The organism is Pseudomonas sp. NBB (genome assembly GCF_032701105.1).
GTDB classification, from domain to species: Bacteria; Pseudomonadota; Gammaproteobacteria; order Pseudomonadales; family Pseudomonadaceae; genus Aquipseudomonas; species Aquipseudomonas asiatica.
The window spans coordinates 585,135-600,702 of sequence record NZ_CP103994.1 but is presented as its reverse complement, the minus strand read 5'-3'; the positions used below and the strand labels follow the sequence as shown (position 1 = coordinate 600,702).

Annotated in this window: 18 protein-coding genes and 1 riboswitch; of the genes, 5 read left to right on the top strand and 13 right to left on the bottom strand. The window is 64.6% G+C overall.

Features of this window, described 5'->3' with window-relative positions; genetic code table 11:
- Window positions 1–8: 8 nt before the first annotated feature.
- Window positions 9–686 carry a c-type cytochrome gene (locus tag NY023_RS02720; protein ID WP_013970686.1) on the top strand — a complete coding sequence of 226 codons (678 nt, stop codon included), beginning with the start codon at window positions 9–11 and terminating at the stop codon, window positions 684–686.
- Window positions 687–705: 19 nt separating this feature from the next.
- Here NY023_RS02720 and NY023_RS02715 read toward each other — a convergent pair whose 3' ends face one another.
- The 3 genes from NY023_RS02715 to NY023_RS02705 form a co-directional block, all read right to left on the bottom strand.
- Window positions 706–1,815 carry an NAD(P)/FAD-dependent oxidoreductase gene (locus tag NY023_RS02715; RefSeq protein WP_044047204.1) on the bottom strand — a complete coding sequence of 370 codons (1,110 nt, stop codon included), beginning with the start codon at window positions 1,813–1,815 and terminating at the stop codon, window positions 706–708.
- A gap of 191 nt (window positions 1,816–2,006) precedes the next feature.
- Window positions 2,007–2,132 (bottom strand): hypothetical protein, encoded by a 126-nt coding sequence (locus tag NY023_RS02710; RefSeq protein WP_013970684.1) that lies wholly within the window; start codon window positions 2,130–2,132, stop codon window positions 2,007–2,009.
- 531 nt (window positions 2,133–2,663) lie between these two features.
- Complete coding sequence (locus NY023_RS02705; protein ID WP_013970683.1) at window positions 2,664–3,869, bottom strand: RtcB family protein; 1,206 nt, start codon at window positions 3,867–3,869, stop codon at window positions 2,664–2,666.
- Between the two features lie 91 nt (window positions 3,870–3,960).
- Window positions 3,961–4,102, top strand: a riboswitch (FMN riboswitch).
- 80 nt (window positions 4,103–4,182) lie between these two features.
- Here NY023_RS02705 and ribB point away from each other — a divergent pair.
- From ribB to dxs, 4 genes are all read left to right on the top strand, one after another.
- The gene (gene ribB / locus NY023_RS02700; protein ID WP_013970682.1) at window positions 4,183–4,833 is read left to right on the top strand and encodes a 3,4-dihydroxy-2-butanone-4-phosphate synthase; all 651 of its coding nucleotides are present in this window, start codon (window positions 4,183–4,185) and stop codon (window positions 4,831–4,833) included.
- Between the two features lie 207 nt (window positions 4,834–5,040).
- On the top strand, window positions 5,041–5,283 hold the full coding sequence (locus NY023_RS02695; RefSeq protein WP_003255380.1) for an exodeoxyribonuclease VII small subunit: 243 nt from the start codon (window positions 5,041–5,043) through the stop codon (window positions 5,281–5,283).
- On the top strand, window positions 5,280–6,167 hold the full coding sequence (ispA, locus tag NY023_RS02690) for a (2E,6E)-farnesyl diphosphate synthase (protein ID WP_013970681.1): 888 nt from the start codon (window positions 5,280–5,282) through the stop codon (window positions 6,165–6,167). Before NY023_RS02695 ends, ispA begins: the two co-directional genes overlap by 4 nt.
- Window positions 6,168–6,355: 188 nt before the next feature.
- The gene (gene dxs, locus NY023_RS02685; RefSeq protein WP_013970680.1) at window positions 6,356–8,251 is read left to right on the top strand and encodes a 1-deoxy-D-xylulose-5-phosphate synthase; all 1,896 of its coding nucleotides are present in this window, start codon (window positions 6,356–6,358) and stop codon (window positions 8,249–8,251) included.
- 135 nt (window positions 8,252–8,386) lie between these two features.
- On the opposite strand, the gene NY023_RS02680 is transcribed toward dxs, so the two are convergent.
- The 10 genes from NY023_RS02680 to NY023_RS02635 form a co-directional block, all read right to left on the bottom strand.
- On the bottom strand, window positions 8,387–9,199 hold the full coding sequence (locus NY023_RS02680) for a cobalamin-binding protein (protein WP_013970679.1): 813 nt from the start codon (window positions 9,197–9,199) through the stop codon (window positions 8,387–8,389).
- Window positions 9,199–9,618 carry a hypothetical protein gene (locus NY023_RS02675; protein ID WP_013970678.1) on the bottom strand — a complete coding sequence of 140 codons (420 nt, stop codon included), beginning with the start codon at window positions 9,616–9,618 and terminating at the stop codon, window positions 9,199–9,201. Before NY023_RS02675 ends, NY023_RS02680 begins: the two co-directional genes overlap by 1 nt.
- Window positions 9,615–10,232: a GTP cyclohydrolase II gene (gene ribA / locus NY023_RS02670; RefSeq protein WP_003260612.1), complete on the bottom strand. Its 618-nt coding sequence runs from the start codon at window positions 10,230–10,232 to the stop codon at window positions 9,615–9,617. The genes NY023_RS02675 and ribA overlap by 4 nt, the downstream gene beginning before the upstream one ends.
- Window positions 10,233–10,450: 218 nt before the next feature.
- Window positions 10,451–11,194 (bottom strand): substrate-binding periplasmic protein, encoded by a 744-nt coding sequence (locus NY023_RS02665; RefSeq protein ID WP_013970676.1) that lies wholly within the window; start codon window positions 11,192–11,194, stop codon window positions 10,451–10,453.
- Between the two features lie 16 nt (window positions 11,195–11,210).
- On the bottom strand, window positions 11,211–11,714 hold the full coding sequence (locus NY023_RS02660; protein ID WP_004376077.1) for a phosphatidylglycerophosphatase A: 504 nt from the start codon (window positions 11,712–11,714) through the stop codon (window positions 11,211–11,213).
- The gene (thiL, locus tag NY023_RS02655; RefSeq protein ID WP_013970675.1) at window positions 11,711–12,679 is read right to left on the bottom strand and encodes a thiamine-phosphate kinase; all 969 of its coding nucleotides are present in this window, start codon (window positions 12,677–12,679) and stop codon (window positions 11,711–11,713) included. The genes NY023_RS02660 and thiL overlap by 4 nt, the downstream gene beginning before the upstream one ends.
- 18 nt (window positions 12,680–12,697) lie before the next feature.
- Window positions 12,698–13,198, bottom strand: a complete 501-nt coding sequence (nusB, locus tag NY023_RS02650; RefSeq protein ID WP_013970674.1) for a transcription antitermination factor NusB — start codon at window positions 13,196–13,198, stop codon at window positions 12,698–12,700.
- Complete coding sequence (gene ribE, locus NY023_RS02645) at window positions 13,195–13,671, bottom strand: 6,7-dimethyl-8-ribityllumazine synthase (protein WP_003255395.1); 477 nt, start codon at window positions 13,669–13,671, stop codon at window positions 13,195–13,197. Before ribE ends, nusB begins: the two co-directional genes overlap by 4 nt.
- Before the next feature lie 92 nt (window positions 13,672–13,763).
- Window positions 13,764–14,855 (bottom strand): bifunctional 3,4-dihydroxy-2-butanone-4-phosphate synthase/GTP cyclohydrolase II, encoded by a 1,092-nt coding sequence (gene ribBA, locus NY023_RS02640; RefSeq protein WP_003259341.1) that lies wholly within the window; start codon window positions 14,853–14,855, stop codon window positions 13,764–13,766.
- An 18-nt stretch (window positions 14,856–14,873) separates the two neighbouring features.
- Window positions 14,874–15,539 carry a riboflavin synthase gene (locus tag NY023_RS02635; RefSeq protein WP_003255399.1) on the bottom strand — a complete coding sequence of 222 codons (666 nt, stop codon included), beginning with the start codon at window positions 15,537–15,539 and terminating at the stop codon, window positions 14,874–14,876.
- Window positions 15,540–15,568: the final 29 nt, after the last annotated feature.

Genomic DNA, 15,568 nt, shown 5'->3' with positions numbered 1-15,568 from the left:
AACCAGACATGAAAAGAACAATAACAACGCTTGTTGCAGCAAGCGCAATGGCCAGCGTGGCCGTGCTGGGTGCTGCGTACTCCGGCCTGGTCAATGTGGGAGCCGATGATCCCCATTTCCCCGCCGTGCATGCCTTTCTGGCCATGGCACGGGACCGCTCGATCGCAGTACGGGCCAGGGACATCGAGGTGCCAGACCTGAAAGATGAAGCGCTGATTCGTACCGGCGCCGGTAACTACAATGCCATGTGCATCGGTTGCCACCTTGCCCCTGGCGTCGAGAAGACCGAGCTCAGCCAGGCTCTGTATCCATCACCCCCCAACCTGACCAAAAGCGGGATCGGTAGCGACCCCGCTGCGGCGTTCTGGATCATCAAGCACGGCATCAAGGCCTCCGGCATGCCGGCCTGGGGCAAGAGCATGGGCGATGAATACATCTGGGGCATCGTCGCCTTCCTGGATCAGCTACCCCAGTTGAACGCCCAGCAGTACAAAACGATGGTCGCGGCCAGTGGCGGCCACCAGCATGGTGGTGGCGAAAATGAAATGCACAACCATGAAGGCCAGCACCGCGGCAACGTGCCTGGCCACCATGGTGAGCAGGCCTCGGGCGCAAGCCAGCATGATGAGGGGCATTCAAAGGCCCATACTCATCGCGATGGCAAGCAGCACATGCATAAAGACTGAAGGCAGCTCGGCACTGCCTTCAGTTGCCACGCAGGGTACGCAGCACGCGATCCGCCAATGCCAGGCAACTGGTCAAACCCGGTGACTCGATACCAAACAGGTTCACCAGCCCCGGCACACCATGCTCGATGGGCGTACTGATGACAAAGTCTGCCGCCGGGTCCTGCGGGCCGCTGATCTTCGGGCGGATGCCGCTGTAGGCCGGTTGCAGGCTGGCGTCTGGCAGGTTGGGCCAATAGCGCCGTACTGCAGCGTAGAAGCTGTCGCCGCGTCGGGGGTCTACCGGGTAGTCGATATTTTCCACCCACTCCACATCCGGGCCGAAGCGCGCCTGGCCGCCCAGGTCGAGGGTCATGTGCACGCCCAGGCCGGCGTGCTCCGGTGCGGGGTACACCAGGTGCCGAAATGGCGCGCGACCGCTCAGGCTGAAATAGCTGCCTTTGCATAGATAGGCCTTGGGCACATGGGCCGGATCGAGGCCGGTGATGTGCCCAGCGACTTCAACTGCCGATAACCCGGCGCAGTTGACCAGCCGCTGGCAGGTCAGGCTCATCGGCTCGGCACCGCCCATGTCCAGGCTGAAACCGGCCTCGATCACCCGCGCGGCAAGCAGTGGGGTATGCAGTACCAAGGTGGCGCCTGCGGCCTCGGCGTCACCAAGCAGGGCGAGCATCAAACCGTGGGAGTCGATGATGCCGGTGGACGGCGACCACAGCGCGGCGACACATGACAGCGCCGGCTCCAACTCACGCGCTTGGTCGGCGTCGAGCCATTGCAGGTCATCGACACCATTGCGCCGGCCCTGCTCCAGCAGGCGCTGCAAGCCTTCGACCTGGGCCGCATCGGTGGCGACGATCAGTTTGCCGAGGCGTTGGTATTCAACGCCCCGACTGTCGCAATAGGCATACAGGCGTTGCTTGCCCTCGACACATAACTGCGCCTTCAGGCTGCCGTCGGGGTAATACAGGCCGGCGTGGATCACCTCGGAGTTGCGCGAGCTGACCCCGACGCCAATGCCCTCGCCCGCCTCCACCACCAGCACTTCATGGCCAGCCTGGGCCAAGGCGCGCGCCACCGCCAGGCCGACCACGCCGGCCCCGACCACCACACACTCGATATCAACGCTCACCTGCACCTCGCTTGTCGAAAGGCTTGACTGGCCTGTATCACCTCAGGCGCCACTCTAATCAAGCAGGCCAACAGGTGTATACCGACAGGCGTTGAAACTGCCACGGCGAACGCTCATCACTGTCCCATGCCCAGCTCGGCATCATCCATCAGGCCGGTGATGGTCAGTTCTCGGACATAGCCCATCAACTCTCAGGACTGCTCGCGGGCGTCTCTGCACAGAATGCCGGGCTCGATGCGAAACAGTGGGTGGGTGCCATGTTCGCCTTGGTAGAACGTGGTCTTGCCGACAGTGAATTGGGTGTCTTCTGTGGTCATTTTTGAATCCCCTGAGAATTCTCGACTGCCTGGACGGGCCCTTTCGCGGGTAAACCCGCTCCTACATGGACCACCGATCGTTGTAGGAGCGGGTTTACCCGCGAAAAGGCCGGCCCAGACAACACATCACTCAAGCCTCAGTGCAAAGTCCGAGGCTGAGCGGGCAGCAGCATGGCCTGATGCACAGCGCGTAGTCCGTGGCCAGGATCAGGGTTTCTTCAAGGGAATGAATATCGTGGGGTGGATCGGGGACAATCTTAAGCATGGTGAGGTTCTCAGTTGATTGGCTAGAACCGCCACTCATTACTTGCAGTGTGATGGGTGGCGGCCACGTACAGGTCTGCAAGACCGGCAGAGAACGAAACCGGCAGGTTCGAAAACCTCCCGTACGCAGCCACCCTCAAGCGCGCGCAATGGCATGCCATTGGGGCGCCAGGAAGCTATTTCAGAAATGGCCTACGCGCAACGGAAAAAATCTGATTATCAGAAGTCATACCGCGGCTCGAATGAAGGGATATCTCGGTAAACCCGTCAGCCCTTCACACACACCACCTGCCGCAAGGTGTGCACCACCTCCACCAAGTCCTGCTGCGCGCGCATCACCGCATCGATGTCCTTGTAGGCCATGGGGATCTCGTCGATCACCTCCTTGTCCTTGCGGCATTCCACATGCGCCGTGGCCCGCCGCTGGTCTTCCACGGTGAAGCGGCTCTTGGCCTTGGTCCGGCTCATCACCCGGCCGGCACCATGGCTGCAGGAACAGAACGATTCCTCGTTGCCCAGCCCTCGCACGATGAAGCTCTTGGCCCCCATCGAGCCGGGAATGATGCCCAACTGCCCTTTCTGCGCCGACACCGCCCCCTTGCGCGTCACCAGCACCTCTCGGCCAAAATGCTGCTCGCGCTGCACATAGTTATGGTGGCAGTTCACCGCTTCCAGGCTGGCCTCGAACGGTTTGCCGAGCGCCTTGCGAGCCGCACCGACCACCGCCAGCATCATCAGCTCGCGGTTCTGCCTGGCGTAGTCCTGCGCCCACTCCACCGCTTCAACGTAGTCGGCGAAATGGCGGCTGCCTTCCTCGAAATACGCCAGGTCCTTGTCCGGCAAATTGGCCAGGTGCTGGCGCATGTCGGCCTGGGCCAGTTCGATGAACAGGTTGCCGATGGCATTGCCCACGCCCCGGGAGCCGCTGTGCAGCATGAACCAGACGCGGTCGGCCTCGTCCAGGCACACCTCGATGAAGTGGTTGCCGCCGCCCAGCGTCCCCAGGTGATGGCGGTTATTGGTCTTCTCCAGGCGCGGGTACTTGTCGGTGATGGCCTTGAAGCGCCCGGCCAACTGCCCCCAGGCCTTGTCCGCCTTGGCCGGCACATCGGCCCAGGCGCCCTGGTCACGTTTGCCGAAGGTCTTGCCATGCGGCACGGCGTGCTCGATGGCATTGCGCAGGCCATGCAGGTTGTCCGGCAAGTCACGGGCGTGCAGCGACGTGCGCGCGGCGATCATTCCGCAGCCGATATCCACACCCACCGCGGCGGGAATGATCGCGCCAACCGTGGGGATCACACTGCCGATGGTCGAGCCTTTGCCCAGATGCACGTCCGGCATCACAGCCAGGTGCTTGAAGATGAACGGCATCCTGGCCGTGTTGAGCAGTTGCTTGCGGGCGTCGTCTTCCACCGGTACGCCGTCGGTCCACAACTTGACCGGCTTGCCGCCGGCGACCTGGAGAATGTCCATGGGGTTGTTCCTCGAATGCATAGCCGAATGATACCGCCAAAGGTCGTAGAGCCGTGGGTTGCCAGCGAGGTGGCAATGTGCTGTATGCTTGGCGGGTCTTCAGGGCGGGGTGAAAGTCCCCACCGGCGGTAAATCGAAAGATGAGCCCGCGAGCGCCCCGGCCATGCCGGGGGTCAGCAGATCTGGTGAGACTCCAGAGCCGACGGTCATAGTCCGGATGAAAGAAGGCGTCAGGCAGGGGCCATCCGGGCGCCCCTGCGCGCGCATTTTGTTCGCCCCGAGACGTTCATCGATCATTCACGAGGAGCGTTTCATGTCCACCAAGCACCACCCGCAATTCCCCAATGTCAGCGCCGCCATCGCCGCCTTCCGGGCCGGGCGCCCTGTGCTGCTGCTCGACGACGACGACCGCGAGGACGAAGCGGACATCATCGCCGCCGCCGAGAACATCTCGCTGCAGACCATGGCCATGATGATTCGCGATTGCAGCGGCATCGTCTGCCTGTGCCTGGACGAGGCCACCGTCGACGAACTGCAACTGGCACCCATGGTGCAGAACAACCAGGCACGCCATGGCACCGGCTTCACCGTCACCATCGAGGCGGCGGAAGGCATCACCACCGGGGTGTCCGCCCAGGACCGCATCACCACCATTGGCGCGGCATTGCGCTCTACTGCGGACCAGCGCCATATCGTCAGCCCGGGGCATGTATTCCCGCTGCGCGCCCGCAATGGTGGGGTGCTGACCCGCCGTGGCCACACCGAAGGCTCGGTGGACCTGGCACGCCTGGCCGGGTTGCGCCCGGCGGCAGTGCTGTGCGAACTGATGAACCCCGATGGCACGATGGCCCGTGGCGAGCAGGTGGCGGTGTATGCGCGGCAATACAATCTGCCGGTGCTGACCATCGAGGAACTGGCGCGGTACCGTGAGGCCATGCTGGAGCTGGAAGCAGAGCCAGCCTGATCCACCGCACGGGGCCGCTTTGCGGCCCATTCGCGGGTAAACCCGCTCCCACAGGGACCGCGCAGACTCGGAACCGGTGCAGTACCTGTGGGAGCGGGTTTACCCGCGAAGAGGCCGGCAAGTGCAACCTCAGGCTGCCGGAAGTTTGCTCCCCCCGCCCCGCTCTGCTAGTGTCGCGCCGTTCTGAATGCCACCGAGACAGTCGCCATGGCCCGCAAAAAAGCCTCCCTCGATTTCGAGCAATCCCTCGCAGACCTGCAAGCACTGGTCGAGCGCCTGGAGAACGGCGAGTTGTCGCTGGAAGAGTCGCTGGCCGCCTTCGAGCAAGGCATCGCCCTGACCCGCGATTGCCAGGGTGCCCTGGCCCAGGCCGAACAGAAGGTGCAGATCCTGCTGGAACGCGATGGCGAACTGGCGGCCCAGCCCTTCGACGCGGAGCCGGAAGCATGATCGGCACCTACCAGGCCAGCTGCCAGGCGCGAGTCGATGCCGCCCTCGAACCGTTGTTCGTCGCCCCGACCAAGGAACTCGAACGCCTTTACGCCGCCATGCGCTACAGCGTGATGAACGGTGGCAAACGCGTTCGTCCGCTGCTGGCTTACGCGGCCTGCGAAGCATTGGGCGCCCCGGCCGAACAGGCCAACGGCGCAGCCTGTGCGGTGGAACTGATCCACGCGTACTCGCTGGTGCATGACGACCTGCCGGCCATGGATGACGACGACCTGCGCCGCGGCCAGCCGACCACCCACAAAGCCTTCGATGAAGCCTGCGCGATCCTCGCCGGCGACGGTTTGCAGAGTCTGGCCTTCAGCGCCTTGCTCGACCCGCGTCTGAGCCCGCAGGATGACAACATTCGCCTGGCCATGGTCCAGGCCCTGGCCAAGGCTGCCGGCCCGGCAGGCATGGTCGGTGGCCAGGCCATCGACCTGGGCTCGGTTGGCCTGAAGCTGGACCAGCAGGCGCTGGAGTTCATGCACCGGCACAAGACCGGCGCGCTGATCGAAGCCAGCGTGCGCCTCGGCGCCCTGGCCAGCGCCCGCGCCGAACAGGCGCAACTGGATGCCTTGCAGACCTATGCACAGGCCATCGGCCTGGCGTTCCAGGTGCAGGACGACATCCTTGACGTGGAAAGCGACACTGCGACCCTGGGCAAACGCCAGGGGGCCGATATCGCCCGTGACAAACCGACCTACCCGGCGCTTCTGGGCCTGGAAGCGGCCAAGGCCTATGCGATCGAACTGCGCGACCAGGCGCTGGTCGCACTGCAAGGGTTCGGCGAAAAGGCCGAACCGCTGCGGGCGTTGGCGCGTTACATCGTCGAACGCCGCAACTGATTTGACTGGGGCCGCTGTGCGGCCCTTCGCGGGCAAGCCCGCTCCTACAGGACAGCGCTGCACCTGTGGGAGCGGGCTTGCCCGCGAAGGGCTGCACAGCAGCCCCATGCGACACCCGTCTGAATGGGCAGTATTTCCTACAATGGGGTAAACTGCCGCGTCTTCACACACCTATAACGACTCGCCTGATGCCCACGACGTTTCAAGAGATCCCCCGCGAACGCCCGGTCACGCCGTTGCTCGACCGCGCTGACACGCCTGCCGGCCTGCGCCGGCTGGCCGAAGCCGACCTGGAGACCCTGGCCGACGAACTGCGCCAGGAACTGCTCTACACCGTGGGTCAGACCGGTGGGCATTTTGGTGCCGGCCTGGGCGTCATCGAGCTGACCATCGCCCTGCACTATGTCTTCGACACCCCCGACGACCGGCTGGTGTGGGACGTGGGGCACCAGGCCTACCCGCACAAGATCCTCACCGGGCGCCGTAACCGCATGCTCAGCCTGCGCCAGAAGGGCGGCATCGCCGCCTTCCCGCGCCGCAGCGAGAGCGAGTACGACACCTTCGGCGTCGGCCACTCCAGCACCTCGATCAGCGCCGCACTGGGCATGGCCATTGCCGCCCGCCTGCAGAACAGCGACCGCAAGTCGATCGCGGTGATCGGTGACGGCGCGCTGACCGCCGGCATGGCCTTCGAGGCGTTGAACCACGCCCAGGAAGTCAACGCCGACATGCTGGTGATCCTCAACGACAACGACATGTCGATTTCGCGCAATGTCGGCGGCCTGTCCAACTACCTGGCCAAGATCCTCTCCAGCCGCACCTACGCGAGCATGCGCGAAGGCAGCAAGAAAGTGCTGTCGCGCCTGCCAGGCGCCTGGGAAATCGCCCGCCGCACCGAGGAGTACGCCAAGGGCATGCTGGTGCCGGGCACGCTGTTCGAAGAACTGGGCTGGAACTACATCGGCCCGATCGACGGCCACGACCTGCCGACCATGATCGCCACCCTGCGGAATATGCGTGACCTCAAGGGCCCGCAGTTCCTGCACGTGGTGACCAAGAAGGGCAAGGGCTTCGCCCCGGCCGAGATCGACCCTATCGGCTACCACGCCATCACCAAGCTGGAGCCGGCCGACAAACCCGCCGCACCGAAGAAAGCCAGCGGCCCAAAATACTCCGCGGTGTTCGGCCAGTGGCTGTGCGACATGGCTGCCGCCGACAACCGCCTGGTGGGCATCACCCCGGCGATGAAGGAAGGCTCCGACCTGGTCGAGTTCAGCGAACGCTACCCGGAGCGTTACTTCGACGTGGCGATTGCCGAGCAACATGCCGTGACCCTGGCGGCCGGCATGGCCTGCGAGGGCAGCAAGCCGGTGGTGGCGATCTACTCCACCTTCCTGCAGCGCGCCTACGACCAGCTGATTCACGACGTGGCGGTACAGAATCTTGACGTGCTGTTCGCCATCGACCGCGCCGGCCTGGTCGGCGAAGACGGCCCGACCCACGCGGGCAGCTACGACCTGTCGTACCTGCGCTGCATCCCGGGCATGCTGGTGATGACCCCAAGCGACGAAAACGAACTGCGCAAGATGCTCAGCACCGGCCACCTGTACAACGGCCCGGCGGCTGTGCGCTACCCGCGTGGCACCGGCCCGAACGCGCCGATCAGCGGTGACCTGGAGCCGCTGGAAATCGGCAAGGGCGTGGTCCGTCGCCAGGGCGAGAAAGTCGCTTTGCTGGTGTTCGGCGTGCAACTGGCCGAGGCCATGCAGGTGGCCGAGCAGATCAACGCTACCGTTGTGGACATGCGTTTCGTCAAACCGCTGGACGAGGCGCTGGTGCTGGAGCTGGCTGCAAGCCATGAGCTGCTGGTAACCATCGAAGAAAACGCCATCATGGGCGGTGCCGGTGCGGCTGTGGGTGAGTTCCTGGCCAGCCAGGCGATCGTGAAACCGCTGCTGCACCTTGGGTTGCCGGACATCTATGTCGAGCATGCCAAGCCGGCGCAGATGCTGGCTGAGTGCGGGCTGGATGCGGCTGGGATCGAGGCTTCGGTGACGGCTCGGATGGCCAGGCTCGGGTTGTAATCCCTTGGGGGCCGCTTTGCGGCCCTTTCGCGACACAAGGCCGCTCCCACAAAGGTCGTGCAAGCCACCAAGCCTTGCGCAGTCCCTGTGGGAGCGGCCTTGCGTCGCGATCGAGGGCGCAGCCCTCGCAAAAGCTTACTTGGACGCCGGCGCGTTAGCCTCGAGCAACGCACACAAACGCGCCGTAGCTTCGATCATCTGCCCACTAGGCCGCTCCAGGCCCTTGTCTGGCACCACCAGTAAACGATCATCGGCAACTGCACGCAGTTGTGGCCAGGCCTTCCAACCCGCCAGCTGCGCCTGATCACCCGCCAGAATGACCTGCGGGTTGCGCAGCAGCACAGACTCCACATTTACCTGCGGCGCCGCCTGGGTGAGATCGGCGAAGACATTACGCGCGCCGCAAACGGCCAGGGCATCGCTGACCACCTGCCGGCCACCGAGCGTATACAGCGGTCGGTCCCAGACCTGGTAGAACACCTGCAAGGGCTCGTCCCGTCGATACTGCTGGCGCAGCTGCCGCAGTCGGTCACGCAGGGCCTGGGCATACCGATGGCCCTGTTCGGCACGGCCGATTCGTTCGGCGATGGCTTCGATCTGCTCGATCAGCTGGTCGATATCATGGGGTTCTGCGCTGTACGTTGCGATACCCAGGCGCTTGAGCTGGTCGCGTTGGGCCGGCGGCACGCTGCCCGGCCACAGCAGCAACAGGTCGGGGCGCAGGCTGAGCAGGCGTTCGAGGTCCAGTTGCCCCTGGCGCCCCACCGAGGGCAACTCGCGCAGCGCCGCCGGCCGTTCGCCACCGTCGAGCACACCGACCAGCAGGTCATCGGCCTGCAGTTCGAGCATGATCTCGCTCATCGACGGGGCCAGGCTGACCACTCGCAGGGGTTCGGCGGCCAGTGTGGAGCAGACGAGCAGCGCCAACAGGCCGGGCAGCAGGCGCATCAGCCGAGCTGGCGTGGAATGCGATAGAGGTACAGAACCACTGCGGTGGACAACGCCAGCAGGATCTGCGGCACCGCCTCGAGGCCGACCAGCACCGACAAGGCGGCGACCCAGGCCGGCAAGCAGGCATACAGCATGGCCAGGCGCCGCACCCGCGCCAGTTCGATCCAGGCGGCGGGCTCTTCTCCAGTGCCGAGCACCTTGGAAGTGGCGATAAGGGCGCGCTTGTAGGCACCGAAGCGCGGCAGGCTGAGGAACATGGTCGCCGCGCCGGCAATGAACAGTGGCATGGCCAGCACCGAGGCAAGCGCATCACCGCCACCGAAGGCCCAGGCCATCACTGGCAGCGGCACCAGGCCCACCGCCAGGTATTGCCACCAGGCCAGCGCCAGGCGCCGCTTGACCTCGGCGCGGGTCACGCCTGAGGCACCTCGCCCTGGTGCTCGTTACCCAGCATGTGGCCCAGCTTGCCGGCCTTGGTTGCCAGGTAGTAGCGGTTGTGCGGGTTGTGCCCGGTGTGCAGCGGTACGCGCTCGGCGACGACGATGTTCATGTCGGTCAGGGCTTTGACCTTGCGCGGGTTGTTGGTCATCAGGCGCAGCGACTTCACGCCCAGGTGCTCCAGCATCGGCAGGCACATGGCGTAGTCGCGCTGGTCGGCGGCGAAGCCCAGGCGCTCGTTGGCCTCGACGGTATCGGCGCCACCGTCCTGCAGCTCGTAGGCGCGAATCTTGTTCAGCAGGCCGATGCCACGGCCTTCCTGGCGCAGGTACAGCAGCACGCCACGGCCTTCACGGGCGATGGCCTGCAGCGCGGCTTCCAGCTGCGAGCCGCAGTCGCAGCGCTGGCTGAACAGGGCATCGCCGGTCAGGCACTCGGAGTGCAGGCGCCCCAGCACCGGCTGGCCGTCCGCGATGTCACCCAGGCTGAGCACCACGTGCTCACGGCCAGTGGCTTCGTCGAGGAAGCCATGCATGGTGAAGGTCGCGAAGGGAGTCGGGAGTTTAGAGGCGGCAACAAAGACGACGGGCACGTTGTGCTCCTGGAATAAGTTTAAATTTCTCGTGGGCCGATTGTATCAGCAGGTTGGGGGATGTGGGCTGGCTGAATATCGTGGGGTAAGATCGAAAAGTTCGATGCTTAGCAGAGGTCTGTACGCAATCCTGTGGGAGCGGGCATGCCCGCGAACACCGGCGTAGCCGGTGCCTCCCACCGCGGTGGATTCTTCGCGGGCACGCCCGCTCCCACAGGTCAATGCGGGTTGCTATCCGGGCTGAACGGATACGGCTGCTGCCAGTGCTCGAAGATCGGCTTCAGCTCGCCACTGCGCACCAGCTCGGCCATGCGCTTGTCGAACAGGTCGCGCAGGGCCTTGGCCTGGTCGTTGCGGGCAAAGGCCAGGTACAGCGGCAGCTCGGCCACATGGGTGCGGCGGAAGCGCTCGGGTTGGGAGGTCTGGCCGAGCACGTAGTCGACCTCGGTCAGCGCATCGATGTAGTAGTCCACGCGGTCATGCTCGAGCATCGGCAAAATGCCTTCGCGGCGCTGGACTTCGCGAAAGTCATGCACATTGGGCAGGTAGCTGCCGAAATCGTAGCCACGCACCCAGGCCAGGCGGTACTGGCCTATGGTCTCCTGGGTAGGCACAGGCTTGCTGACCAGCCCCAGGGCGTAGATGTGGTCCATGTCGAAGTGCCAGCGCGGGTACAGGTTGTCGTCGTTCTCGTCCTTGTACGAGCCTACCCAGGCGTCAGCCTCGCCACGCTTGACCAGCCCGATCGCACGGCTGTAAGGCGCGCTCTGGGTCACCACCTTGACCCCGGCCGGCTCGAACACCTTGCGCAGCACGTCCCAGGCTACCCCGGTACCGTCGGCGTTGGTGTAGTCGAGCCACTCTTCGCTGACCAGGTGGATCTGTTTCGGCACACCCTCGGCAGCCGCCGCCCACGGGGCAAGGCTCAGCAGCATTGCCAGCAGCACGGTCCTCATGGCCATTCACACGCTCCCTGTATCAGGCAACCGCCCAAACCAGAACCTGCATCCCCAGCCAGGCAAACACGCCAGCCAGGATATCGTCGAGCATGATGCCAACACCCCCATGCACATGGCGGTCGACCCAGCGGATCGGCCACGGCTTGAGAATGTCGAAGAAGCGGAACATCAGGAACCCCGCCAGCAGCCACTGCCAGCCTTCCGGCACCAGCCAGAGGGTTATCCACATGCCGACGATCTCGTCCCAGACAATGCCTTCATGGTCGTGCACGCGCAAGTCATTGGCGACCTTACCGCATAGCCAGAAGCCGAACAGCATGCTCACGCCCAGCAACAGCCAGTAGCCCCAGTCGGGCAGCATCTGCCACAGCGGGATGAACGGTATGGCCACCAGCGAGCCCCAGGTGCCCGGCGCCTTTGGCAAGGTGCCAGAACCAAAACCGAAGGCGATGAAGTGCCACGGGTTGCGCCAGACCGAAGGCGGAACAAACTCCGCAGGCACCTGGTTGGGGTGATCGGTCACGGTGTCTCCCTAAAATGTTGATAGCCGCGTTGCCGCGGGGTGATGTCCTGGCCCTGCCGGTCGCGCAGGCTCACACCCTGCCCTTCGAGCACCCGCCCGATGACGTGGAATGCCGCCAGGCCTTGTGCCTGCAGGGATGAAAGCTCGGCTGGCGGCAAGGTGAACGCCAGCACATAGTCGTCGCCACCGGTCAGCGCCGCCTGCACGGCCGCCTCGGCACCGAGGAACCCCTGCAGAGCGGCTGACACCGGTACCTGCTCCAGGTTCACCTCGAGCGCCACACGGGAGGCCTTGGCGATATGCCCGCAGTCGGCCAGCAAGCCGTCGGAAATATCCAGCGCCGAGGTGGCACGCCCGCGCAGCAGTTGGCCCAGGGCGAACTGTGGCGATGGCGACCAGTAATGGTCGAGCAACGGTTGCGCCAGCGCGGCATCCGCCTGGCGCTGGCCCAGCACCAGCGGCAAGGCACCCGCCGCATTGCCCAGCTCACCGCCCACGCACAGCAAGTCGCCCGGACGAGCCCCGCCACGGCGCAACGCCTGCCCCGCCGGAACCCGGCCGAACACGGTCATGGTGATACTCAGGGGGCCGCGAGTGGTGTCGCCACCGATAAGGCTTAGCTGGCAATGGCCGGCCATGCGGTTGAGGCCGCTGGCGTAGGCTTGCAGCCAGTCGGCGCTGACCTCGGGCAAGGTCAGGGCAAGGGTGAAGCCGATGGGGGTGGCGCCCATGGCAGCCAGGTCGCTGGCCGCCACGGCCAGCGAGCGCTGGCCGAGCAACCAAGGGTCGCACAGAGCCGGAAAATGCACCCCGGCAACCAGGGAGTCGGTGGACACCGCCAGTTGCTCGCCGGCAGGAAGGCCCAGCAAGGCGCAGTCGTCACCGATGCCAAGGGCCACGCCTTCACCGCCTTGCGCACAGGGCGCGGCGGCGAAGTAATGGCTGATCAGCTCGAACTCACCCATGGTCTGCAAGCGCCAGGATCAGCGCTTGTTCGCCTTGACTTCTGCTTCGCGCAGGTTCGGGGCCAGCTTGTCCAGCACACCGTTGACGAACTTGTGGCCGTCGGTGGCACCGAAGACCTTGGCCAGCTCGACACCTTCGTTGATCACCACGCGGTACGGTACGTCGACGCGCTTGATGAACTCCCAGGTAGACAGACGCAGCACGGCCAGCTCGACCGGGTCGAGCTCTTCCAGTGCCAGGTCCAGGCATGGCTTCAGGGCGCTGTCGATTTCGCTCTTGATCGCCGGGACCCCATGCAGGATCTCGCGGAAATAAGCGCCGTCGACATCGGAGAAATCGTTATCGACCCGGAACTGCGCTTCGATCTCGTTCAGCGAATGCTGCGCCATGTGCCACTGGTACAGTGCCTGGGTCGCGAGCTTGCGGGCTTCGCGGCGCTTGGCACTCTTCGATGGCTTGCCGGCATCCGCAGGTTTTGGATCGCGCGGGTTGAAACGATCGCTTTCGTCGCTAATCACTTGGCCTCCAACTGCGCCAGCAGGCTGACCATTTCCAGAGCGGACAGGGCAGCTTCAGCACCTTTGTTGCCGGCCTTGGTGCCGGAACGCTCGATGGCCTGCTCGATGGAGTCGACGGTCAGTACGCCGAAGGCCACCGGAACACCGAACTCCATGGACACCTGGGCCAGGCCCTTGGTGCATTCGCCCGCCACGTATTCGAAGTGCGGGGTACCACCACGGATCACGGCGCCCAGGGCGATGATCGCGTCGTAGGCGCCTTGCTGGGCGACCTTCTGTGCCACCAGCGGGATTTCGAATGCACCCGGGGCACGGATGATGGTGATGTCGCTTTCGCTGACACCGTGGCGTACCAGGGCATCAACGGCACCGCTTACCAGGCTTTCGACGACGAAGCTGTTGAAGCGGCCAACCACCAAAGCATAGCGACCTTTGGGGGCGATGAAGGTACCTTCGATGGTCTTCAGGGTCATTCCGATATTCTCATCTTCAAGAGCGAGGCCGCATGCTGGCGGCCTCGACAGGGGTATGGACTCGAGCTGGAGGGCGTCACTGCCGCCTCAAGTCACTCGGAGGGCACGTATTCTACAACTTCCAGATCGAATCCGGATATCGCGTTGAACTTCATCGGCGAACTCATAAGGCGCATCTTGCGCACACCGAGGTCGCGCAGGATCTGCGAACCTGCACCCACGGTGCTGTAGGTGGTCGGTGCCTTGACTGGTGCATCGCCAGCGCTTTCGCGGATGTGCGCCAGCAACACGTCGCCGTCCAGCGGGTGCCCCAGCAGCAATACCACGCCGCTGCCGGCCTCGGCCACGGCAGCCATGGCGGCGCGCAGGCTCCAGCGGCCCGGTTGCTTGACCAGCAGCAGGTCGCGCAGCGGGTCCATGTTGTGTACGCGGACCAGGGTCGGCTCTTCGGCGCAGATCTTGCCCAGGGTCAAGGCCATGTGCACGTCGCCTTCCACCGCGTCGCGGTAGGTGACCAGGTTGAACTCACCCAGCTCGCTCTCGACCGGTTGCTCGGAGACGCGCTGCACGGTGCGCTCGTGGATCATGCGGTAGTGGATCAGGTCGGCGATGGTGCCGATCTTCAGGCCGTGCTCGGCGGCAAACACTTCCAGCTCGGCGCGGCGCGACATGGTGCCGTCGTCGTTCATCACTTCGCAGATCACGCCGCTCGGCTCGAAACCGGCCATGCGCGCCAGGTCGCACGCGGCCTCGGTGTGGCCGGCACGGGCCAGAGTACCGCCAGGCTGGGCCATCAGCGGGAAGATGTGGCCAGGGCTGACGATATCTTCGGCCTTGGCGTCCTTGGCGGCCGCCGCCTGCACGGTGCGTGCGCGGTCAGCGGCGGAGATGCCGGTGGTGACTCCTTCGGCGGCTTCGATCGACACGGTGAACTTGGTGCCGAAGCCCGAGCCGTTGCGCGGCGCCATCAGCGGCAGCTTCAGCGTTTCGCAACGCTCGCGGGTCATCGGCATACAGATCAGGCCACGGGCGTGCTTGGCCATGAAATTGATATGCTCGGGCAGGCAGCACTCGGCTGCCATGATGATGTCGCCTTCGTTTTCGCGATCTTCGTCATCCATGAGGATGACCATTTTGCCCTGGCGGATGTCTTCGACCAGTTCTTCGATGCTGTTGAGCGCCACGCGGCACCCCCTTCTCAATCAGGATTTCAAGAAGCCGTTGGCGGCCAGGAAGCTTTCGGTAATGCCACTGCCCTTGCTCGGTTCGGCGGCCTTGTCACCCAGCAGCAGACGCTCCAGGTAACGGGCCAGCAGGTCGACCTCAAGGTTTACCCGACGCCCTGCACGGTAGTCGGCCATGATGGTTTCGGACAGGGTGTGCGGGACAATGGTCAGCTCGAACTCGGCGCCATTGACCTCGTTGACCGTCAGGCTGGTGCCGTCGACGGTGATCGAACCCTTGTGGGCGATGTACTTGGCCAGCTCCTTCGGTGCACGCACGCGGAACTGGATGGCGCGGGCGTTATCGCTGCGCGAGATGATTTCGCCGACCCCGTCGACGTGGCCGCTGACCAGGTGCCCGCCCAGCCGGGTAGTGGGAGTCAGGGCTTTTTCCAGGTTGACCTTGCTGCCGCTCTTGAGGTCGATGAAGGCGGTGCGCTTGAGGGTTTCGACGCTGACGTCGGCCCAGAAGCCGTCGCCCGGCAGTTCGACGGCGGTCAGGCACACGCCGTTGACGGCGATGCTGTCGCCGAGCTTGACGTCACCCAGGTCGAGCTTGCCGGTTTCGACGTATACGCGCACGTCGCCACCCTTGGGGGTCAGGCTGCGGATGGTGCCGATGGATTCGATGATGCCGGTGAACATGGGGTCTTCCTCAAAAACGTTTTGCGCAG